Origin of the sequence: Rossellomorea sp. SC111 (assembly GCF_024733565.1) — a bacterium.
In the GTDB taxonomy this organism is placed as follows: domain Bacteria; phylum Bacillota; class Bacilli; order Bacillales; family Bacillaceae_B; genus Rossellomorea.
Genome location: NZ_JANIOC010000005.1, coordinates 157,713 through 178,028 on the forward strand (window position 1 = coordinate 157,713; position 20,316 = coordinate 178,028).

A 20,316-nucleotide genomic window follows, 5' to 3' on the forward strand; every position below is an offset into this window, starting at 1 on the left:
GAGAATGGGGACCAAACACACTTTCAATTTAAATTAGGGAGGTTCCTTTAATTAGAATAGGTGGTTATTTCGTTTATGGACCATTTCATGATGGTACGGATTAAAATCTGAACATCCTTAACTTAATCAACTCTTTAAAATGGTTTATAGAAAAATTAAGAATAACCCTAATACTTCCTTAGGTTAAGTATTAAACAACTCTCCATTTAAAGCAGAAATATACCTTGCTGCGGATCTTTGAACAGCTATATCCGCACTATCAGGAATCTCTTTGTGAAATGCATTGAAAAGTTGATTAAACTTTAGGGGTTTGACAGTGTTAGCCATCTCCTCTACTTTTTTTGCTGGTAAGGGGATAAGGTTAGGGTAACTATACATAAAACTTACCCACTGTTTGTCAGAAACCACTTGTATGATATCTCCTGTAAGTAAAACTCCACGATTTTCATTTTCGTTCACCCAATGCAACACTGCTCCACCTTTAAAATGTCCACCTAGTCGATGAAGAACTAATCCTTTGCTAATTTCTATGGATTCTCCATTCCAGAAGATGATTTGATCACTTGGTCGCTGCACCCATTGTCTATCGTCCTCGTGTATGTAAATGGGGCATTGAAATGTTTCAGCCCATTCTACCTGAGTGGAATAATAGTGAGGGTGAGATAAAGCAATTGCATCGATGCCGCCGTTTAAGGATAGAACCTCTATGGTTTTTGTATCTAAGTAGGAAATACAATCCCACAAAAGTCGAAAACCTTGTTCCTCTACTAAGTATGCAGTTTGTCCAATACCAAATGGAGGATCGGTTGTCATACTTTTTAGCCCCTTTTGTTCATTATTAAAACAATTTGAATAGGTTCCTGATTCGCACATTTTTTTTAGAGTTGTCCATTGTTGCCCACTCGGGTGAACGTATTGCCGTTCTTCCGTACAAATCACACATATTTCTGGTTTCTGATTAGAAGGTGGATACTGAGTACCGCAAGTTTTACAAATATATTTTTCCACTTTAAAACACCTCGAGTTTTATTGATTTAACTCCATTATATGGTCTAATGTTTATGGAAAGTAGTGTAAAATAAGGTAAGCATTAACTTACCCCCGTAAGTTAGAAGTGAGGAGTTGTACAAGTTGATAGGCAAAAAACTAAAAGAAGCTAGAGCAGAGATGCGTATTTCTCAAAAACAATTAGCTGGGGAATTATCCTTGACTCGTTCTTATATAAGTATGGTAGAAAATGGACATGCAGTTCCTAATCAACAGACTTTAGAAAAAATCGCCTATATATTGAAGAAACCACTTTATTATTTTCTAGAAGAGCCAGCAGATCATAACGAAGTGGTTGGTAGAGCTTACATAGAAAAAGCTGAATCTTTAATTCTAAAGGATAACTCAGCAGAGGGACTTGACTGGTTGGACCGTTTAGAACAATTGAAATTAGATGACTTTCTTTGGGTGAAATCGTTTCTAATGAGAATTGAATTTTGGATTTCTAGGGAGCGTTATAGTGAGGCATACCACTCTTATCTGGAACGAAAATTTCACTTAGAAAAAATAAAAGAACGAACTCTTGGATATGAAGTACATATGAAAATTGCAAAGCTATATTTTAGAATGGAAAGATTTAAAGATGCTATATCTCATTATCAGTATGCCGTAAAACTGGTAAGTAGGTTAAAAAACTTTCACTTGGCGATGTCCCAAGCGCATACATATTTAGGAACATGCTATTTAAGAATTGGACATATAGATGAATCATTAAACGCTTATATAGCAGCTTTTGAACTTGCCAAGCTTGAAGGTGATGACAAACAACTTGGAAATATATCAATGGGAATTGGTAAAGCGTATCTACTAAAAAGAGATTTAGTGAAAGCCAAAATATGGACAGAACAATGTTTCGATTATTTCCAACATCAAGGAAAGGATTGCCATATGGCAGCTATGTTTAATTTGGCTGTTGTGGAAAGAAAAATAGGTGATTTATGTTCTTCCCGAAAAAAACTAGCAATTTGCACATGGTATGCCAGAAAAAACAATCAAGAAATTTTTTCAAATTGCCTCTTTGAGATAGCGGTATGTAAATTACATCTAAGTCAATTGAAACAAGTACAATTTTATTGTAGAAAAGCACTTGAAAGCTTATCTATTAGCGACTCTACTTACTTACGAGGAGAAATATTTAGATTGCTAGGGGCAGTACATTTATTTGAAGGAGATCAAGAACTTGCTTACTTTTTTACTCAAGCAAGTTCAGACTTATTTCGAAGGATTCCTCGGCCAATTGAATCATCTTTTACCACTAATATCTTAACAAAAAGCAAGTCGGAGATATTGGAAATAATATGATTAGTCATAATAGGGCTTAATTAATACTAGGACAGATGTTATTGCGAATTTTTTAGTTTATTTTTAAGTTAAAGTTCAGCTAGTATTTGGGAACTTGGTTGTGAAAGAGCCTAATTTGAAAAATAATAAATGAATAAGGCAGTAATCTCTCGGTCCTTTAATTCCTGCCTTATCCATTAATCAGGCTGGTTAACAGAACACTATGAGACTTAAATCTCAAAACAGAAGGTAATAAATAGATAAAGTAACCGTATTTTCGCAGGGAGTTTTTGCATTGGAATTAATAATTATGTTTTTATTTGTCTTTATTCTATGTATGTGTATAGGTACAGTATTGAATATTCTTTTGAAAATGACACATAAAATGAATTGGCTAATAACTCTTTTAATAAGTGTAGTTGTAGCAATTTTAGCTCAGTTTTTAAATGCAATGTAGGTGAATGATTGCCTGCGGGCAGTATTGAAAAAGAGTTGTGAAAGGGTTTGTCTTATGAAAAGTAAGAAAAACAGAAAGCGTACTATAATTCAGTGGAGTGCTTACGCGATAGTAATGCTTTCTCTAGTTATTAAAATAGTGTTATTTATATCAGGGATATCCCGGGAATTAGCTTCCAATACCCTTGATACAATATCCTGGACAGGGCTAGGATTAGGTTTTAGCTTATTACTGATTTCCTGCTTGTATCCAAAGAACGCCTAAAAACACCTCACAAAGCCTAATTAATGGAGCTTACATAGTTACATTTTTATTTATCTTTTTTGTATCCATCAAAGTACCTGGGTGCATTAAGCTAAGTAGAATAACTCCTTTCTTCCATATTACTTTTTGAAAATTCTATAATTTGGTATGATGTACTTTGTTAGCAAAAAAATTAGAGTATACAAAGGGAGTGCTTAAACATATGGAATACATCACACTTAATAATGGGTTGAAAATGCCAATTGTAGGTACTGGTACAAATACGTATGGAAAAGAAAATAACGAATATAACGCGGCGTTGACAAATGAAATTCCTGAGCTTATATCAGCACTTGAGTTGGGGTATCGTTCAATAGATGCAGCCATCGTTTATCGAAACGAAGAACTTGTCGGAAGAGTTTTAGCAGAAAGCACAGTGCCTCGGGAAGAGTTATTTATTACGACAAAAGTTCCAGGCAATGAAGAATATATTTCTTCAAAGGAAGCTACTCGGGCAGCAATCGATAACAGTCTAATAAACTTTCAAACAGACTATCTTGATTTGCTTCTTATTCACTTTCCTATCGAAGACAAAGGACAACTTAAAAACACTTGGGAAGTCTTTGAGGAATATTACGAAGCGGGCAAACTGAAAGCCATCGGCGTTTCAAACTTTGGAAAAGAGCATCTGGAAGAATTGAAAGAATTCGCTAAAGTGAAGCCAGCGGTTAATCAAATACAAATCAACCTAACAGAACCTAACCAAGATCTCCTTGCTGTATTAAAAGAAGAGGGCATTGCACCTGTTGCATGGGGACCTATGAAAGCCGAAGCCCATCAAAAAGAAGTTCTGGATGAGATTGGTGAATCCTATAAAAAATCTGGCGCACAAGTCTTATTGAAATACCAAATCCAACGTGGGGTGATCGTTATTCCTAAATCCCATAACCGCGAAAATCAAGCATCTAATTTAGATTTTTTCGATTTCGAATTATCAGCAGAAGATATGAAAAAAATAGAAACCTTATAATTCGTTTGTCCTTCATCCTAGTGATAGAGATAGTATCGCTAGGATTTTGATTAATTAAAAGCAATGAGATTGGCGTAGTTCCGCTTTTTACAGAATGCGCATTCCTTCTTTTAGAGGAAGGAGAAGTGAATGAATTGAAGAGTTTGAAAGACATTCTTAAAAAGTTGGGTTGCTGAGGATAAGCGAAAATTGTTTCTCATATATACATAGAATTAAAACCAAAAGTGTCTTTTTCAGTAGAGTGGACAAGAAATAAAGATTAGCCAATTATTCAATTGGTGTAATTAATGAGCAACTTATTAAAAGCTAGTATAAATTAACATAAAGGAGTTGTTTCTTTGTTCCTATTAGCATCAGCACAATCATCAACGGTAAATACCGGTGATATTATTTTTCAGTTGGTGTCTTTATTATTTCTTTTGGCCATTCCAGTGGGCATTATTATATTGATAGTTATTCTTAGGAGAAGAAATAGCAGGCTAAAGCGGGTCGAAGAAAAATTAGATAAACTTTTAGCGGATAAGGATAATAGTAACATCTCTTAAGGTTGAACTAGCAGTGTCTATTCTTCAAGTAAGGTGAGTAGAGTGGGACCGGTTCCCGCTCTACTTTTTTATGATTTGAAAAACCAATGCCTGGAAGCAACAATCTCCACACTAAAGTGGCTTCACCTTGAAAAGCCATTTCATATTTTGGATAGGTGATTTTAGTATTTATTTAATCAGAACCCTCTTCTATATCTGCCTTCAATTCTTTAAACCATTTTAAGTTCACTAAATGGTGAGAACGAGAATTTTCGTTCATGCGACCAAAATAATCGATTTCACCAGGTAATTCCTTAAGGGTAGCTAAGTATTCATCGAGAAGCGCAATTCTTGCTTCAGTTTGATCAATTTGGGATTGGATTAATTCTAATAATTTATTTTTATCGTAGACATCTGCAAAGAGTAATGCCCCATAGACTGGTAAGTTTACATACTCGGATTTCGTTCCGTATTTGGCCATTAACTTATCAAATTCTTCTATCCCTGAAGACGTGACTTTAAAGGTGTGAATTTCACGACCGTTGTTTGGCCGTCCTTCATGTGTTTCTTCAATCCAACCTTTTTCTTCAAGTTGTTGCAAATTGTAATAGAATGATCCTTTAGTAAAGTTAACGATATATTTATAATGTCGTTTTTCCATTAAACTTAATAGTTCGTATCCATGTGCGCCGGGGTTTTGAATAAGTAAGCCAAGGATGAGTAAGGGAATCAAGGTTGCATCACCTTCGCCATCTGTGCTTCAAATTCAACGTATGTGATTTTACCCAGAGCCAAATTCATACTGTGAATATAGATTTGCTCCGTTTTCGTATAGTTATCGTTGATCTTTAGTGATTGATTTTCATCCGAAAGAGGCCCTGAGATATGACGCTTGTTCGAGAATGCCTCGAAGTAGCGAAAACCGAACTTCCGTTGGGAAACGGCGTTCATATGAATACCATCCTGATTGGAAGTTAGACCTTCTGCCGATACAAAATAAGAATTTTCCTGCTCATGGGCAAATCGACGTAATTCTTCGTTGATTTCTTGATACTCTGTTGAGTACTTTCCAAAACCTTCTTTCCCTAAGAAATGACCAAGCTCACCAATGATCAATGGTACATCTTGAAGGTTTAATTCGTTACGTAACGATTCAATGATAAGTGATAATTTGTCGTAATACGTTTCATGTAAAGATTGATGGCTGTCACTCTCACCCTGATGCCATAGGACGCCACTAATTTCACTGGTTTCAAGAGCAAAGCGGGCTTCAGACAAAGCATGTCGGAAAAGAGTGCCTTGCGGGTGCCAATCATTTAAAGAACTGCCACCTTCCGCACAAGGAATCAACCCGATTTCATCATCCGGGTTGGCTTTCGAACACAGGTCTGCAAAAGATGCTGCAAGACTTACACCGGCAACAGGGCGGTCATAATTAATGGGCTCTGTCATCATTTGCCACTGACCGTTGCGAAGCATTTTTATTTTTTCATTATAGATAGGGTCTACCTCATGCAAGAATCCACGACCTGCCATATTCGATTGCCCTAACATTAAAAAAGATTTTATCATTTCATTTTCATTCCTTTACACAATACTCTAATTAGACTAAGCTAGTATAAAGTCTAATTAGACTATTGTCAATAAAATATGAGAGGACTGATGATGTTGAAAAATGTCGGAATATTAAAAATCTTGATGTGTGTTGGACTATTAAGTTTAAGCCTCTTTGGAAACGGATTAATGCAGACCGAAGCAAAAGAAAAAGGAGACGGCACACAAGGTACAAGTCATGGGACTGCTCATACGTTCATGCAACTCGAGAAAAAGTTTGATGCCCGGCTCGGCGTCTATGCTATTGACACCGGTACCAATCGTACGGTGGTCTATCGACCTGATGAACGGTTCGCCTATACATCCACCTATAAGGCTTTGGCTGCAGGGGCAGTGCTACAGCAAAACACGATTGACGAACTTGACGAGGTAATCACCTATACCAAAGATGACCTGGTCACGTATTCGCCTATTACAGAGCAACACGTGAATACCGGGATGACCCTTAGGGAAATTTGCGATGCGGCAATCCGATACAGCGATAATACCGCAGGGAACCTTTTATTAGAGGAACTCGGCGGACCTGATGGCTTCGAAAATACACTGAGGCAAATCGGAGATCATGTCACCGAGGCAGATCGCTTTGAGACTGATTTGAACAGTGCCATACCAGGAGACATCCGTGATACCAGTACAGCAAGAGCACTTGCCAACAACCTGAAGGCTTTCACCGTCGACGGCGCTCTCCCGGATGGTAAGCGTACACTCCTAACCGATTGGATGCGGGGGAATACTACTGGAGACGAACTGATCCGTGCGGCTGTACCTAAAGGGTGGGAGGTAGGCGATAAATCCGGAGCAGGAGACTACGGAACACGAAACGATATCGCTATCGTTTGGCCGCCGAATAGAGACCCGATTATCATCGCGATTCTATCCAGCCGTGATACTGAGGATGCTGCCTATGATAATGAACTTATCGCAAAGGCAGCTAAGGTCGCACTGAATGCTTTCAGGTGATTTTCTGAAATGTTCTTCAAGGGAAAGACGCTATTGTTTAAGGTCATAGGGTGAAAATAATCAAACTTATAAAAAAAAACCAAAACTTAAATATGCTAGAGAAGAATCCATTTTTCTTTTACCTCTCTTTAAGGGGATGAGGGGATGAGATGAAAGGACTGATCGGTTGAAAATCAGTATATAAAGGAAAAACGTCCTGTGGATTGACCATGAGACGTTTTTTAAAGGAATGTTCTTCAACTATCCGGGGCAATAACCAAAGTTCAACTATTTGTCCGATTATTGCTCATATTAACTTATTGGGCAGTTTAGCTGAAGAAGGATATACAATTAGGAATGGAGAATAACTCAATTATTAAGACCTCCAAAGGAGTTAAAGGATACATTATGGAAATGACTTGCAAATTAGGAAAAATAGAAATCTTACTACCCGATGCCTCAACTTCCTATTTTTTTATTGATGATGATTTAGCAGAACTGTTTAATTTGAAGACCAATAATGAAGCGTTAAAACTTCTACGCAAAACCATTAGAGAAAAGGTTGAACCAAATATATACAAGCGTATTGGTTTTGATTACGAATCAAGTGCAGTTATTATTCGAACGACCAATGCTGAATTTATTCTAGAGATAGCCTTGATTATAAATGAAATTGCTAAGGTGAGCTTAGCCGAACAAGAAATAGGCATTGTAAAAAATCAATTACTCTCACATAAAAGACCCAAGAAACAAAAATGGGAGGTGGGAGATATATTCCAAATCCCTCTTGAGAATGGTACACACGCCTTTGGACAAATAGTTTGGAAAGACTATACACACCCTGTTTGTGGATTATTTGATATTAATAAAACCGAAATTCCCTCTTTAGTAGAAATTATGAGTTATCCCTTTATTTCAATCCTCTCATTAACACCAAATTCATTAGATAATCACCGTTGGAAGGTGCTTGGTAATACGAATGTAAGAATTCAAAAAGAGGATGTTCCTAAAGAATTCAACGGTACCGATTGTATTGGTGCCAGGAGTTTTTCAAGTGGGACCCTTGAAGATTTAGCAAACGCCGTTTACGGAGTTAAACCTTGGAACGTATTTGCTGAAGAGGATTATTTTGACCAAATTTTGTTACCATCTATTAAACGTCCTTTGACTGCTAAGGTTTTATCTTTATCCGAAAGGAACCCTTATCGGAAAGAAAAAAAATGGGAGTAAAAAAGTTTAACAGGTAAGATTGAGAAGAAATGTACTTACACTAACGGGGGTGTTTGCTGAAGCAGCAGCCGCCTCCCTTCAACTACGCCAGCAAGTGTTAGCATCTTCGGCTAAAGGGCAGGTTAATGGAATAAGTAACATTAAAATAATAAAGTGGGAATGGTGCAGGTTTTACTTTATTTACGAAGGCTCACCAACGAAACGCGGAAAACGATGTTAATTTAGACTTACAATCAGAGAGGAGGACCTCTATTGCAAAATAAATCATTTAAATTTAATCTTTCTGATGACGGATATTATGAGCTTCTCAAATTTCTGCCGTATTTTAGAAAGGTTAATATCTTTGGAATTATTGGGATACTGGTTATTTGGTTACTATTATTCTTGTACTGGAATAACGCTTTTCAAGAGTATGCTAGCTCATTTCCCGATGCTATGTTTGCGGGTATATTTGCTTTGTTTTTATCACTTATAGTACTCCTGTTTCTCTTTCTTCTTTTTTGGTTTAGAATTAGTACTTTCTTAAAAAAATCTGCTCGGAATTTAAAAGAGAAATACCAGCCATTAAACGGTGAAGAATATAGTATAGCGTTTGATCAGGAAATAATGTCCTTTTTACTTGGGAATGGACAACACAAGATAGTCGTGGGTAAAAATCTAGAAGTAATTTCTACCTCCAAACATCTTCTTTTTTATCATGGGGATGGAAAATCTCAGAAAAAATTCTACATCCCAAAAAATGGAAACGAAAAACACCAAGAAAACATAAGATATATTGCTAATTACTTAGAAAAAGAAACAGATGTACAGTTCAAGGAAAAATGAAAAAAGGTAAATCTAAGACCTTACTTTTAGGTTCCTTTATTCCATAAAAGGGGGCAATAACTGAAGATCAGCTAATTGATCACCGGCTACTGCCTTCTTCAATTAATGGGCAGGTTTGTTGAATAAATACATAAAGTATTGAAACTTTTGTTCGATAAATTCGTATAGTTAGTAAAGTATTTAAAATGGTGGTGTCACTTTGGAAACTAATGTTCAAACTTCTCAATATGATCAAGCGGTGACCAAAAATGAAGTAAGTATGGGGAAGTTACTAAACATATTAGGACTTTTCATATTTGCTGGGACAGCATTAACTAATATAACAACTCCACTCCCTTCAATAGAGGACACCAAACAATTTTTGTACTGTATTGTTGGAAGCGCTTTTATCTATTTTCTTTTAGTGAATATCTACTTCACTGGACAAATAGGTAGAAAGGTTGTCCTTACAACTCTCTTTCTGTTAGGTTGTTTTAGCATATTTATGGCTATTTATCTTGCGACTAATCCAGTATCACACTAATACCTATATTCAAGTAACAGGGGCGTTTGCTGAACAAGCAGTCGCCCTTTGTTCTAGTAAAGGACAGGATAACGGAAGAACAGGGGGATTTTGAGTGGAAATATTAATGTCCATAGTAATCGGAATAATTATGATGTGTGCGGTTTATTTAATACTTTCTAAAAGTCTACTTAGAATTATTATCGGCACAGGGCTTCTCAGTCACGCGGTTCACCTTTTGCTTATAACAATGGGAGGATTACCAAAGGGAGAAGAAGCGCCTCCCCTACTGGGTGAACATTCTTCTAAAGGATATATAGATCCTCTCCCTCAGGCATTAATTTTAACAGCAATTGTAATTAGTTTTGGAGTAACTGCATTTTTCTTAGTTTTAGCGTACAGAGCTTATCAGGAACTGGAAACCGATAATATGGAGAGAATGAGTGAAAACGAGGATCGTTTGACGTGAAAATAGTACTACTTTTCGCAAGATAGGTGTTGGCCTTTTGCATATTCTTTATTACATTAAAGGGGCAGGTTAATGAAAAGGTGATTTGATGTAGTTTATTTATTTCGAAAGGGGGAGTTTTAAATGACTTTTTGGACTTGGGCTGCAATAGCTATTGCTTTAATTGGTGGTGTAATTGCTGCTAAATTTGGAAAGAAAAAAACCGAAAGAAAATATATAATCGCACTTATTTGGTTTATCTTAGCTATAACTTTATTTTTTGTTTGGTGGTTTACACGCTAACTTCATAAATAAAGTGGGCGTGTCCTGAATAAACAGCCGACACTAGTTTGTTCAAGAAAAGGGCAGCATTAATTGAATAATTCGAAACCTAAGTGATTATGCTTCCGTCTAATTAAAAGAGGGATATACAAAGTAAAGCTCAACAGAATTGTAGAGGGGGAATGAAAAGATGAACCAATACGGTTTATTATCATTATTAATGCTGCTAATTAGTGTAACTGTGTTTCTGCTACTAAGAGGACCTAACGCAGATTTGTCGTTAGGGATTACCATTTTGGGGATTCTTTCGGTAATTGGAATCGTTTTTGCTGCTATGTCTAAAAAGTGGTTGTCAGGGATTCTTGGAGTTTTAACGAATGGAGCAGTTCTTATTTTTGTATTTTTCTTATTATTAGCCAAGGGAATAGGCGGTTAATCCATAGAGGAGATTTCGGTTTAGTTCAGCTAAGTTTGTTATTAATTGAGCTTATTCAACTATAGGGGGCTATAACTGAAGATCACCTAATTGATCGCCGGTTACTTCCCTTCTTCAATTAATAGCCAGGTTAATTGAATAAAATGATTGAGGGAGGAATGTTTTAATGGGTAATAATCAAGAAAGAGTACATAGTGGATTTGAAATAGAAGTAAATGCACCTTACTCATTAAATTATTTAATATATGTTCAAAACATATATCTGAATAGTAAAAATCAAGATAAAGATACTCCTCTATTTCCATATTTAGATAGTTCAAAGTGGGGGATGTTAGATGGTGAATTTGAACAGACCTATAATGAAGTATGGGAAGAGACATTAAATAACAACAATAATAGTGGTATGTATGACCATAATGGAATATTAGATTTTGACAAAGCATTATTTCAAAAATTGTTTGAGGATAATGAAACAGGTTTTTACGGATATTCAGAAAGTGTTAAGTCCTTTTTGGCTTGGTGGGATGAAATTTATGGAAAGATTGCCCTTGAGGGTGTTTTTGATGATGATAGAATGAATAAGATCTATAGGGAATTATCGGATTCAATAAATGCAGATAAACGACTAAAAATTGATTTGATTTATGATAGAGCGTTTTTAACTGGACAATCTGAAAATTCTTGGTATGCAGTTCTACCTATTGAAGATGTTTTTAGGTATAAACACAGACCAGAGGTAATATCAAATTTAGTAAAGTGTTGTGATGTTAACTAGACAAATTGTTATTCAAGTAAAGTCGGCGTTGATCTAAGAAGGATTAATGCTTTTTCGTTGAAGTTATTGGATTAACGGGGCAACTTAGCTTGGGAGGTTATTCTTTGCAAGAATACAAGAGATTGGTCAATTACCTGTATCGGAAATTGACGAAGTAAAACTATTTGAAAACCTCCAATTAAGCCTAACTTATGTAGAGACTCAGCCAAAATTATTTGAGAAGACACTTGCTTTTATTAAAGATTGTGATGATTTACTCTTAAACTAACGGGGCTTATCCAAAATAAGGATAAGCTTCTTTTTAGTTAAAAGTTTCTCTTGAGTATGCTATTACTTCTGGTTTCCTGATGGGCGATAAGAATTCGGGTCGGACACCTTCCTCATTTTTTGCGTGTGTGAGGATTACTTGACATTAACCTGATTTCAATGAATGATAATGGTAATAATTGTGAGGGTGATTTCGTTGAAGGATTCTGTGGATATTCTAATAATTGAAGATGATGAGGATATTAATGGCTTGCTGTGCAGTATTGTTAGAAAGAGTGGTTATTCCCCGAAGGCCGCTTATTCAGGTACGGAAGCAGAGATCTACCTTGATAGCCGAACATGGGACATGGTGTTAATTGATTTGATGCTCCCGGGTTTATCCGGTGAAGATTTATTAAAAAAGGTAACAAAAGAAAGCAATGTTCCGGTTATTATCATTTCGGCAAAGCTTGAAACTCAAACGAAGATCAATTCGTTGAGAGCTGGTGCGGATGACTATATTACAAAGCCTTTTGATGTTGATGAGGTATCGGCGAGAATTGATTCATGCCTGAGAAGATATCGTGATCTATCAGGTGCTCCATTAGCGAATCATATGATGTATAAAGATATTATATTGGATACGGATGCAAAAAGAGTGACAGTGAATGGGAATGAGCTCAAATTAACGGCACGGGAATATGAGATCCTTCTTCTCATGATAACCTCCCCTAAAAAGGTTTTTTCCAAGTCTAATTTGTTTGAGAGTGTGTGGAATGAGAAATTCCATGGGGACGATAATACCATTAATGTTCATGTGAGTAATATCAGAAGTAAGCTTGCGAAAGCGAATCAGCATGAAGAGTATATCGAAACCATCTGGGGGATGGGCTATAAACTTAAAACTTAAGGTTTTCTTAAGATTTCACTTAAGACTTTCTTACGTTTTCCTTCTTATACTGTAAGAGTGTTCAAGGAGCAAGACACTGAACAAGTGATAAAGGAGGGGAATATTGATGAGTGAGTATGTGTTAAAAACCAACCAATTGTCAAAAACATATCAAAATAAAATGGCGCTTAATAAAGTGAGTGTCATGATCGAAAAAGGGTCCATTTATGGCTTTATCGGACAAAATGGGGCCGGTAAATCAACGCTGATTCGTTTGATCACCGGACTAGCCTATCCAACGAGAGGTACATTTGAGTTGTTTGGAGAAAACGATGAGCGAAATATCATTGAAGCCAGAAAAAGAATAGGGACGATCATTGAAGGTCCCGCTCTATACCCCCAGATGACTGCCGCTGAAAATCTGGAAGCACACCGTCTGCTGAAGGGAATACCGGGAAAAGACTGCATTGAAAAAACCTTGACGTTAGTCGGGTTGCAGAATACAGGGAAAAAGAAGGCGAAGAATTTTTCTTTAGGGATGAAACAGCGTCTGGGTCTGGGTATCGCATTATTAGGGGATCCTGAGTTTTTGATTCTGGATGAACCGATAAATGGTCTGGATCCAATGGGTGTCGTCGAAGTACGGGAATTACTTAAAAAGCTGAATCAAGAATATGGGATTACGATCCTAATCTCCAGTCATATATTAAGTGAGCTGCACCTACTGGCCACGCACTATGGGATTATTCATCACGGAGAATTGTTGGAACAACTTTCTGCCAAAGAATTGAATGAAAAATGTCAGCAATACTTGCATATTAAAGTGGACGATCCCCATAAAGCTGCAACGGTAATCGAAAATCATTTTTCCACACAAGAGTTTGAAGTCATGCCTGATGGAACCATCAGACTGTTTGCCTATGTTGATGTACCGGGTGAGGTCTCCAAAATCTTAACCAGTGAAGGATTGGTCATAGAACAATTTATGCCAATGGGGGAAGATTTGGAAACGTACTTTAGTCATCGTATCGGAGGTGTTCAGCATGGGTAATCTCTTCAAAACGGAGTGGTATAAATTAAAGAAAGATCGGTCATTTCGATTCCTGACCTGGATGTTAGTTGCGGCAGCAGTGTTGTTTCCACTGATAGAATTCGATAATGGAGCTTCAGGATTGCCAACCGTTAAGGATTATTATCGGGATAGTATTCTCGGTCCTCATGCGAATATAGTAAAGCTTATCCCAAGTATTTTGGCAGGCTTCTTCATTACGAGTGAATATTCCATGGGTACGATGAAAAGTATGGTATCTTCAGGCAATAGCAGGTTCCGGATCTACTCTGCAAAGCTTATCGTATTTTCAATTGGAGCGATCATCATCTCATTGATATTACCGATCTTGATGACGGGATCCAGTGCCTTCTATTTTGGATTTGACGAGATGCCTGGGTGGAGTTATTACTTCCAAACGCTGGGATTGATTACATTGTACGGGGCAGCCTTCGCTTCCATTATGGCGATCTTTTCGATCCTGTTTACAGACAGTGGGAAAACGATAGGGTTTCTTCTCCTGTTCTTTGTATTTGCTGATTGGCCCCTGCAAATGCTGGCGGCAAAAGTGCCATTGTTTGAAACCATTTTAAATCATTCCATCTTTAAGTTGATTTACGATATTATTATGGTGGATACGTTGAAGAGCGGGGATGTTCTAATCATAATAGTGGTTCCCATTCTGACGTTTCTGTTATTTGGTGCCTTAGGGAGCATGATTTTCCAAAGAAAAGAAATTAAGTAAACGAAAGTGGGTGAGGTCACATGATATTCTACTTATTGATAGCCGTCCTGGTAGCATTCACATATGTCCTCACCCATTTTTATCTGTTGAAAAAGGAAATAAAAAGTGCAACCCTGCAGCTTCGTCAATCAGAGAAAAAAATAACCATCAGCTATTATGACCGTGATTTCGAGGAGTTAGCACAGAAGATTAACCATCAGATTGATATGACGAAACAGGCTGAAGCAGTCAAACGCTCCACTGAAAATGAATTAAGACAGGCAATCTCTCATATATCTCATGATATTCGCACACCAATGACGTCTATTTTAGGATATATTCAATTTCTGGAGTCAGATGAAATAAGTGATGAGACAAAGAAGAAATACATCCACACCATCAAAAATAGTGCGGGCAGGTTAAAGGTGTTACTTGAAGATTTCTTCGAGCTGTCGATCATCGAACAGGCAGATTACCCAATGAAAATGGAAAAGATCAGTTTTAACCATCTGGTTATTGAAGCACTTTTAGGATTTTATGAGGAATTTAATAAACGGAATATAGAACCGGACGTTCATATTCCTGATCAGGAAATTATGATGGTAGCAGATCCCTCTCTCGTAAAAAGAGTGATTGAAAATTTAGCAGTGAATGCCATTAGATACTCAACCGGGAATGTAACCATCCAGCTTAAAGAGCTGGATACAGCCGTTCAACTGAAAATCTCAAACTCTGTTGGAAAAATGAGTGAACTTGATGTACATCAAATGTTCGACCGTTTTTATAAGGCGGATCAAACAAGAACCGGAAAAGGTACAGGGCTTGGTTTACCGATTGCGAAAAGCTTGATGGAAAAAATGAACGGAAGTATTCATGCAGAATTAGAGGAGAACCATCTAACCATGATATGTGAATGGGAATTTGGTATAGGGAGGCGAGTATAAAATCTTAATGATTTCATACTCGTTTTTTTAGTAGTCATCCATATATCGTACGGCAATTTGAAATGCCTTTATTCTCCTCTTAATATACGTCCGCTGTCCACTTCCTGGCTTTGTTTTTTCCAGAAAGGACGGAAGTGTCAGTAATAGTCCCTCCAGTACCTCTTTTGCCGCTAACAGCTCTTCTTTGCTGACATCCAGCTTCTTATCTTCCCATCGCGCATGCAACACTTTTTTTCCAATTCGTGCTGCATCCAACCGCTTCTCAAGCAACTTTTTCTGTGATGTACCTGGTTTCATATTCGTAAGGGCAGTTTCCGATTTACGGATAATCGACTGAAACGCTTCAATCGACTGCTGCTGTTCTTCCGGTGTGATATGTTCCATAAAGCACCTCCATTTTCTAGAATTGAACTATAAGTAGTGTAACAAAAATAAATACGCTGTACGGACTTTTGATATAATATCCTCAAGGAACCTTAAATGAGGAGAGTGGATAATGGAACCAAACGTCTTTGAAGAAATGGCCAAACGATATGATACAGAAGAGAAAACGAAACTTGCCGAAATCATTGTCGAGGAAGTCAAAAAGGAACTGCAGGACAGTACATCCAAAACCCTTATCGATTAAGGAAGCGGTACAGGACTTGTGAGCTTAGCCATAACAGATAGGGTTGAATCTGCTCTGTTGATCGATTCATCCGAGCAGATGGTAGAAGTGGCTAAAGCAAAGATCATTCAAAGAGGGATCCAGAACGCTGATGTCCTCTATTCCGATTTTACCGAAGGGACCCCCGAACTGAAAGCTGACATCGTGCTCATGTCACTCGTCCTTCTTCATATCCCTGATACCCAGCAAATTTTACAAGAGCTATCGAACATCCTCCCTGATGGGGGCAAACTCATCATTGTCGACTTTGACAAGAACGAGAATATCAGCCATCCGAAGGTACATAACGGCTTTGATCATGAAGAACTGAAAGAAAGATTATCGGAGGCGGGATTTACATCTACTGAGATCAGGACATTTTATCACGGAGAGCAAATCTTCATGAAACAGGATGCTTCGATGTTTATTGCGAGTAGTATAAAGTGAATCAGTATTAAAGCCGTAACGAGTATGTGCAGGCATACTCGTTATATTTATGTCAGTCAACATCAAAAAAATTCTTATACATGAACATGGGAGATCCCTAATATGATACGTAGTAAATACGTCTCCTGGGAGGTCCTATGGAAAGCACGAATGTAAGGAATATCAGAGTATTTATCGCAAGTCCTTTCTTCAGCGAGGAGCAAATTGACCGGGTACAAAGGCTTGAGAGCGCCCTTATGCAGAACCCTTATGTATCGGAGATCTTTTCTGCACGATTTCATCAGTTTGAACATCTCGAATTCGGATCCAAAGAGTGGAGGAGGAAGGTCTTCCGAAATGATCTGAGAAACTTGAGACGTGCTGATGTGCTGGTTGGGATTCGTGATTTCGAAGGCAAATATGTGGACAGCGGGACAGCATTTGAAATAGGTTACGCTTACTCCATGCGTAAGCCAATCCTATTGATCAATGAAAAAAATGCAACCATGAATTTAATGATGGCTAACAGTTTACACGCCTACTTCACGAAAGTGGAAGACCTGGCGAGGTACGATTTTCACCGGATGCCGAAAGCTCCGTATGAGGGACCGGTTATATGAGCAAGGAGACATCGCCTCTTTCCGTATGAATGGAGGCGATGTTTTTTATTTGCTGGTTATTCTGTTAAAGGAAAATGGAATAAATAGTCATATAAAACATTTATAATAAATTTCAAAAAGTATGGAAAAATAAGGACATCTATTAATACTTGAGGATGGATTCTTATTGATAATTATTCGAACGACAACACTGCAAGAAGATACAAGGCTTATGTTAGTATTCTTGGCACTACCCAGATTCATTTAAGAAATCCCTATATTATTGCATGGTGGTCAGTATCTTTTCCCGGTTTCGGCCATTTATTGCTTTCTAAGTATATCAGGGGGTTCCTTTTATTAACCTGGGAAGTGGTGATCAATTTAAAAGCTCATGTGAACTCGGCCATGATTTATTCATTTCAGGGGAATATCCCAATGGCAAAAGAGGTATTGGATACTCGATGGCTCTTGATATACATACCAGTCTACATCTTTGCAATCTGGGATAGTTATCGTACGACCGTTGATTTGAATAACATTTATATACTCACCGAACGAGAAAACCATAAAATAAACTCCTTTAGTATCGGGGCATTAGAAATCAATTATTTGGATAAAAGGAACCCGTTCTTAGCAGCATTATGGTCATTATTCATGCCTGGCCTGGGACAGCTCTACATTCATCGAATCGTTTCAGGGTTTGTCGTGATCATTTGGAGTATTGTTTTCTTTTATTACTCTCACATGTTAGAAGGAGTATCTTTGCTATTTTTAGGAGAAATAGAAAGAGCGACTAGCGTACTGAATCCGGAGTGGTTGCTTATGTTTCCTTCCTTATATGGTTTCGCTATCGTTGATGCCTATATGAATACAGTAGAAAATAATAAGCTTTACGAGAAAGAGCAGAGGCGGTTTCTTAAAGAACAGTATCAAGGAAGGACATTTCGCATTCTGAAAGGAAAAAAGCTTATATGAATATGCAATTATTTTCGACGTATGAAAATCATATATACTTGGAAATCGCCATATTAAATTTAGAAAAAGTGGGCATAAAAAAGGAAAATATATACGCTGTCCCACTTGATAATCGAGAAGAAAGCAGAAAAATATTTGATACGCTGCATCGGTCAGACGGAATATCCCTTATCGATATTGCCATGCCTTTAGCCACTGCATTTGCGGTCATCACGGCTAGCATCGGATTTGAACTTAAGTGGGGACCGATCTATTGGGGATTAATCGGTGCGGTTAGTGGATTTATTATTGGCCTACTGATTCGATTGTTTATGGTCTTATTAAGCAATAAAAAACAGCATAGATTAAAGGGGAAACAATCCGAAGTCCTTCTCATTGTCGAGTGTGACGAAACAAAAGGAGAGGTTGTTGAAAAAATACTATGGGAGCATTTTGCCCTAGGATTAGCTAAAGTAATAAAAAATTAAAAGATTAAATGAAATTACATTCAGCTAATTCAAATTCCCTGTGTTATTCAAGAAAAGGGGCTATCCGGAACAGGATGAGCCCCTTTTTAGTTTCAAATTTATCTTGAGAACGCTGCTGGAATTTGAAATAATTGGTATTAAGTTAAAGAGAGGATTAAAGAAAGAAGAAGCTAAATTTAATAACGAAAATGTAATCTTTAATTAGAATTGAGGAGAAATGGATGTCTCAAGATGGAATTGTATTAGTATCAAGTGTATCAATCTTTAGTGATGATAAAGTCTTAATGATAAAAGAAAATAAACCCAATGCTGTCCATAAGTGGAACTTTCCGAGTGGGCATATAGAGTATGGTGAGGATATTCTTTATTCAGCTAGGAGGGAAGCTAAAGAGGAAACGGGTTTAGATGTAAAACTGATTGGTACGACCGGAGTATATAATTTCACCAGTAATACGAACAATCAAGTCATTTTATTTCATTTTATTGGTGAGGTCACTGGAGGTACATTAAATCTTGAAGAAGATGAAATTACTGACAGCAGGTGGATAAAAACGAATGACCTTTTAGCATTTGAAAAAGAGGATTTGCGAGAACCGCATGTATTAAAACAAATAATTAATAACTTATTAGAAGAAAACATATATTCAATTGGAGTAATCAATGAGCAGCTTTTTAAGGGATATTAAGCTATCTACTCTTAAAATACAGGGCAGTTAAAAGGAATAAGTGAGTAAATAATAGGGGGTTGAGTATTATGAGGGGAATTTGTATTAAATGTGAATCAGCAATGGTGGAAGCTAGGTTAGACAGCTACCCAATCAGGGTTTATAAATCAACAGAAAAGGCAAACTCGAAAACTATGAGTGAGGTCTCTCCTTGTTATGTTTGTTCTAACTGTGGATTTATAGAACTTTACGCTTTAAACCCTGAAAAATTGAGTTAATCAGCAGTATAGTTATAAATTGTTATCCGTCCATTCAGTTAAAGGGGCAACAAATGAAGATCCAAACTTATTAAACACATGCTATTTCTCTTCTTCAATAAATGGGCAGATTAATGAAATAAAGAATGAATGTTCCTTCGGAAAGATATCATTTATTTGGGGGTCCAAAATGGAGAAGCATAAGAAAAAGGATTCATTTAAGATTCAAAATAAATATAGACAAAAAATCAGGAGAATAAGAGAAAGTAATGATAAATTTGAAATCATAATTATAGCTATCATTTTTTTAACAATAATAATCGTTAAATGGCTCGACTAATTAATTATAGGTTTAATTACAATAGACCTAAAGATCAGCTAATTGATCTGGCTATTGCCCTTCTTTAATGATTGCACCTAAGGATCCAAGAGTTATCTAATCGAGAGAGTCTCATAATGAACCTGAACACTGGCTTTCATTGACTAGATCAGATCATTTTGTTCATTATTTTCATTATACATAATCAAAACAGCTAATCCGTTCGCACTATTACTAAATTTTATATCAACTAATTCAATATCACTATCTAAAAATTCATTCACTTTTTCATCAAGCTTTTTGCTACTACTCATAACGGTAAAGGTTTTAATTTTCATAGTTTACACCTGCTTTTTCTTTTATTGTATCAAAATCGGCTCCTTTCTGGATTATTTTTTATGAGGGGAAATGACATATTAATCATATCTATCACATTTAGACAACGAATCTTTGTTCTTGAAATAATTGGTATTGAGTT

At 36.8% G+C, this 20,316-nt stretch carries 24 protein-coding genes and 1 pseudogene; 20 read left to right on the forward strand and 5 right to left on the reverse strand.

The annotated features are described in order from the left end of the window. Nucleotides 1–183: 183 nt before the first annotated feature. Nucleotides 184–1,008 (reverse strand): MBL fold metallo-hydrolase, encoded by an 825-nt coding sequence (locus tag NQ095_RS08210; RefSeq protein WP_258263002.1) that lies wholly within the window; start codon nucleotides 1,006–1,008, stop codon nucleotides 184–186. Between the two features lie 123 nt (nucleotides 1,009–1,131). Here NQ095_RS08210 and NQ095_RS08215 point away from each other — a divergent pair, with 123 nt between their 5' ends. The 3 genes from NQ095_RS08215 (at nucleotide 1,132) to NQ095_RS08225 (ending at nucleotide 4,603) form a co-directional block, all read left to right on the forward strand. Continuing rightward, nucleotides 1,132–2,349 carry a helix-turn-helix domain-containing protein gene (locus tag NQ095_RS08215; RefSeq protein ID WP_258263003.1) on the forward strand — a complete coding sequence of 406 codons (1,218 nt, stop codon included), beginning with the start codon at nucleotides 1,132–1,134 and terminating at the stop codon, nucleotides 2,347–2,349. Nucleotides 2,350–3,251: 902 nt separating this feature from the next. After that, on the forward strand, nucleotides 3,252–4,058 hold the full coding sequence (locus NQ095_RS08220) for an aldo/keto reductase (RefSeq protein ID WP_258263004.1): 807 nt from the start codon (nucleotides 3,252–3,254) through the stop codon (nucleotides 4,056–4,058). A 338-nt stretch (nucleotides 4,059–4,396) separates the two neighbouring features. After that, a complete protein-coding gene (locus NQ095_RS08225; RefSeq protein WP_258263005.1) occupies nucleotides 4,397–4,603 on the forward strand; it encodes a hypothetical protein in 207 nt (68 codons plus the stop codon). Nucleotides 4,604–4,775: 172 nt separating this feature from the next. Here NQ095_RS08225 and NQ095_RS08230 read toward each other — a convergent pair whose 3' ends face one another. Together NQ095_RS08230 and NQ095_RS08235 are read right to left on the reverse strand one after the other, a co-directional pair. Beyond that, the gene (locus NQ095_RS08230; RefSeq protein ID WP_258263006.1) at nucleotides 4,776–5,315 is read right to left on the reverse strand and encodes a PadR family transcriptional regulator; all 540 of its coding nucleotides are present in this window, start codon (nucleotides 5,313–5,315) and stop codon (nucleotides 4,776–4,778) included. Then, nucleotides 5,312–6,154, reverse strand: a complete 843-nt coding sequence (locus NQ095_RS08235) for a sialate O-acetylesterase (RefSeq protein ID WP_258263007.1) — start codon at nucleotides 6,152–6,154, stop codon at nucleotides 5,312–5,314. The genes NQ095_RS08230 and NQ095_RS08235 overlap by 4 nt, the downstream gene beginning before the upstream one ends. Nucleotides 6,155–6,244: 90 nt before the next feature. On the opposite strand from NQ095_RS08235, the gene bla reads away from it, so the two are divergent. The 12 genes from bla to NQ095_RS08295 all read left to right on the forward strand — a co-directional run bounded on the left by bla (nucleotide 6,245) and on the right by NQ095_RS08295 (nucleotide 15,484). Further along, a complete protein-coding gene (gene bla, locus NQ095_RS08240; RefSeq protein WP_483880573.1) occupies nucleotides 6,245–7,156 on the forward strand; it encodes a class A beta-lactamase in 912 nt (303 codons plus the stop codon). 336 nt (nucleotides 7,157–7,492) lie between these two features. Further along, on the forward strand, nucleotides 7,493–8,365 hold the full coding sequence (locus NQ095_RS08245; protein ID WP_258263008.1) for an immunity 26/phosphotriesterase HocA family protein: 873 nt from the start codon (nucleotides 7,493–7,495) through the stop codon (nucleotides 8,363–8,365). 252 nt (nucleotides 8,366–8,617) lie between these two features. Next, nucleotides 8,618–9,190, forward strand: a complete 573-nt coding sequence (locus NQ095_RS08250; RefSeq protein ID WP_258263009.1) for a hypothetical protein — start codon at nucleotides 8,618–8,620, stop codon at nucleotides 9,188–9,190. A 199-nt stretch (nucleotides 9,191–9,389) separates the two neighbouring features. After that, nucleotides 9,390–9,713: a hypothetical protein gene (locus NQ095_RS08255; RefSeq protein WP_258263010.1), complete on the forward strand. Its 324-nt coding sequence runs from the start codon at nucleotides 9,390–9,392 to the stop codon at nucleotides 9,711–9,713. Between the two features lie 94 nt (nucleotides 9,714–9,807). Then, entirely contained in the window at nucleotides 9,808–10,161 is a 354-nt protein-coding gene (locus NQ095_RS08260) for a Na(+)/H(+) antiporter subunit C (protein WP_258263011.1), read from the forward strand. A gap of 123 nt (nucleotides 10,162–10,284) precedes the next feature. Beyond that, nucleotides 10,285–10,443 carry a hypothetical protein gene (locus tag NQ095_RS08265; RefSeq protein WP_258263012.1) on the forward strand — a complete coding sequence of 53 codons (159 nt, stop codon included), beginning with the start codon at nucleotides 10,285–10,287 and terminating at the stop codon, nucleotides 10,441–10,443. 169 nt (nucleotides 10,444–10,612) lie between these two features. Further along, a complete protein-coding gene (locus NQ095_RS08270; RefSeq protein WP_258263013.1) occupies nucleotides 10,613–10,858 on the forward strand; it encodes a hypothetical protein in 246 nt (81 codons plus the stop codon). A 166-nt stretch (nucleotides 10,859–11,024) separates the two neighbouring features. After that, complete coding sequence (locus NQ095_RS08275; RefSeq protein WP_258263014.1) at nucleotides 11,025–11,633, forward strand: group-specific protein; 609 nt, start codon at nucleotides 11,025–11,027, stop codon at nucleotides 11,631–11,633. 430 nt (nucleotides 11,634–12,063) lie between these two features. Further along, nucleotides 12,064–12,789 (forward strand): response regulator transcription factor, encoded by a 726-nt coding sequence (locus tag NQ095_RS08280; RefSeq protein ID WP_375162822.1) that lies wholly within the window; start codon nucleotides 12,064–12,066, stop codon nucleotides 12,787–12,789. A 106-nt stretch (nucleotides 12,790–12,895) separates the two neighbouring features. After that, on the forward strand, nucleotides 12,896–13,819 hold the full coding sequence (locus NQ095_RS08285; RefSeq protein ID WP_258263015.1) for an ATP-binding cassette domain-containing protein: 924 nt from the start codon (nucleotides 12,896–12,898) through the stop codon (nucleotides 13,817–13,819). Continuing rightward, on the forward strand, nucleotides 13,812–14,561 hold the full coding sequence (locus tag NQ095_RS08290; protein WP_258263016.1) for an ABC transporter permease: 750 nt from the start codon (nucleotides 13,812–13,814) through the stop codon (nucleotides 14,559–14,561). The genes NQ095_RS08285 and NQ095_RS08290 overlap by 8 nt, the downstream gene beginning before the upstream one ends. Nucleotides 14,562–14,581: 20 nt before the next feature. After that, entirely contained in the window at nucleotides 14,582–15,484 is a 903-nt protein-coding gene (locus NQ095_RS08295; protein WP_258263017.1) for a sensor histidine kinase, read from the forward strand. Nucleotides 15,485–15,511: 27 nt separating this feature from the next. Here the strand turns inward: NQ095_RS08295 and NQ095_RS08300 are convergent, their stop codons facing one another. Further along, nucleotides 15,512–15,868, reverse strand: a complete 357-nt coding sequence (locus tag NQ095_RS08300) for a hypothetical protein (protein WP_258263018.1) — start codon at nucleotides 15,866–15,868, stop codon at nucleotides 15,512–15,514. Nucleotides 15,869–15,980: 112 nt separating this feature from the next. Between NQ095_RS08300 and NQ095_RS08305 the strand changes: the two are divergent. From NQ095_RS08305 to NQ095_RS08325, 5 genes and pseudogenes are all read left to right on the forward strand, one after another. Further along, nucleotides 15,981–16,577: pseudogene (locus NQ095_RS08305) on the forward strand (class I SAM-dependent methyltransferase). 137 nt (nucleotides 16,578–16,714) lie between these two features. Next, a complete protein-coding gene (locus NQ095_RS08310; protein ID WP_258263019.1) occupies nucleotides 16,715–17,176 on the forward strand; it encodes a nucleoside 2-deoxyribosyltransferase in 462 nt (153 codons plus the stop codon). Between the two features lie 165 nt (nucleotides 17,177–17,341). Beyond that, nucleotides 17,342–18,130, forward strand: coding sequence for a hypothetical protein (locus NQ095_RS08315; protein ID WP_258263157.1), 789 nt, complete (start codon nucleotides 17,342–17,344; stop codon nucleotides 18,128–18,130). A 2-nt stretch (nucleotides 18,131–18,132) separates the two neighbouring features. Continuing rightward, complete coding sequence (locus tag NQ095_RS08320; RefSeq protein WP_258263158.1) at nucleotides 18,133–18,597, forward strand: hypothetical protein; 465 nt, start codon at nucleotides 18,133–18,135, stop codon at nucleotides 18,595–18,597. A 221-nt stretch (nucleotides 18,598–18,818) separates the two neighbouring features. Beyond that, nucleotides 18,819–19,283 (forward strand): NUDIX hydrolase, encoded by a 465-nt coding sequence (locus tag NQ095_RS08325; protein WP_258263020.1) that lies wholly within the window; start codon nucleotides 18,819–18,821, stop codon nucleotides 19,281–19,283. A 719-nt stretch (nucleotides 19,284–20,002) separates the two neighbouring features. On the opposite strand, the gene NQ095_RS08330 is transcribed toward NQ095_RS08325, so the two are convergent. After that, nucleotides 20,003–20,176, reverse strand: a complete 174-nt coding sequence (locus NQ095_RS08330; protein WP_258263021.1) for a hypothetical protein — start codon at nucleotides 20,174–20,176, stop codon at nucleotides 20,003–20,005. Nucleotides 20,177–20,316 lie beyond the last annotated feature (140 nt).

What these genes read in the sequence shown, in the direction of transcription:
- NQ095_RS08220 (WP_258263004.1), top strand. Translation starts at nt 3,252, where the DNA reads ATGGAATACATCACACTTAATAATGGGTTGAAAATGCCAATTGTAGGT.
- NQ095_RS08235 (WP_258263007.1), bottom strand. Translation starts at nt 6,154, where the DNA reads ATGATAAAATCTTTTTTAATGTTAGGGCAATCGAATATGGCAGGTCGT.
- bla (WP_483880573.1), top strand. Translation starts at nt 6,245, where the DNA reads ATGATGTTGAAAAATGTCGGAATATTAAAAATCTTGATGTGTGTTGGA.
- NQ095_RS08245 (WP_258263008.1), top strand. Translation starts at nt 7,493, where the DNA reads ATGGAGAATAACTCAATTATTAAGACCTCCAAAGGAGTTAAAGGATAC.
- NQ095_RS08265 (WP_258263012.1), top strand. Translation starts at nt 10,285, where the DNA reads ATGACTTTTTGGACTTGGGCTGCAATAGCTATTGCTTTAATTGGTGGT.
- NQ095_RS08270 (WP_258263013.1), top strand. Translation starts at nt 10,613, where the DNA reads ATGAACCAATACGGTTTATTATCATTATTAATGCTGCTAATTAGTGTA.
- NQ095_RS08275 (WP_258263014.1), top strand. Translation starts at nt 11,025, where the DNA reads ATGGGTAATAATCAAGAAAGAGTACATAGTGGATTTGAAATAGAAGTA.
- NQ095_RS08280 (WP_375162822.1), top strand. Translation starts at nt 12,064, where the DNA reads ATGATAATGGTAATAATTGTGAGGGTGATTTCGTTGAAGGATTCTGTG.
- NQ095_RS08285 (WP_258263015.1), top strand. Translation starts at nt 12,896, where the DNA reads ATGAGTGAGTATGTGTTAAAAACCAACCAATTGTCAAAAACATATCAA.
- NQ095_RS08290 (WP_258263016.1), top strand. Translation starts at nt 13,812, where the DNA reads ATGGGTAATCTCTTCAAAACGGAGTGGTATAAATTAAAGAAAGATCGG.
- NQ095_RS08295 (WP_258263017.1), top strand. Translation starts at nt 14,582, where the DNA reads ATGATATTCTACTTATTGATAGCCGTCCTGGTAGCATTCACATATGTC.
- NQ095_RS08300 (WP_258263018.1), bottom strand. Translation starts at nt 15,868, where the DNA reads ATGGAACATATCACACCGGAAGAACAGCAGCAGTCGATTGAAGCGTTT.
- NQ095_RS08310 (WP_258263019.1), top strand. Translation starts at nt 16,715, where the DNA reads ATGGAAAGCACGAATGTAAGGAATATCAGAGTATTTATCGCAAGTCCT.
- NQ095_RS08320 (WP_258263158.1), top strand. Translation starts at nt 18,133, where the DNA reads ATGCAATTATTTTCGACGTATGAAAATCATATATACTTGGAAATCGCC.
- NQ095_RS08325 (WP_258263020.1), top strand. Translation starts at nt 18,819, where the DNA reads ATGTCTCAAGATGGAATTGTATTAGTATCAAGTGTATCAATCTTTAGT.
- NQ095_RS08330 (WP_258263021.1), bottom strand. Translation starts at nt 20,176, where the DNA reads ATGAAAATTAAAACCTTTACCGTTATGAGTAGTAGCAAAAAGCTTGAT.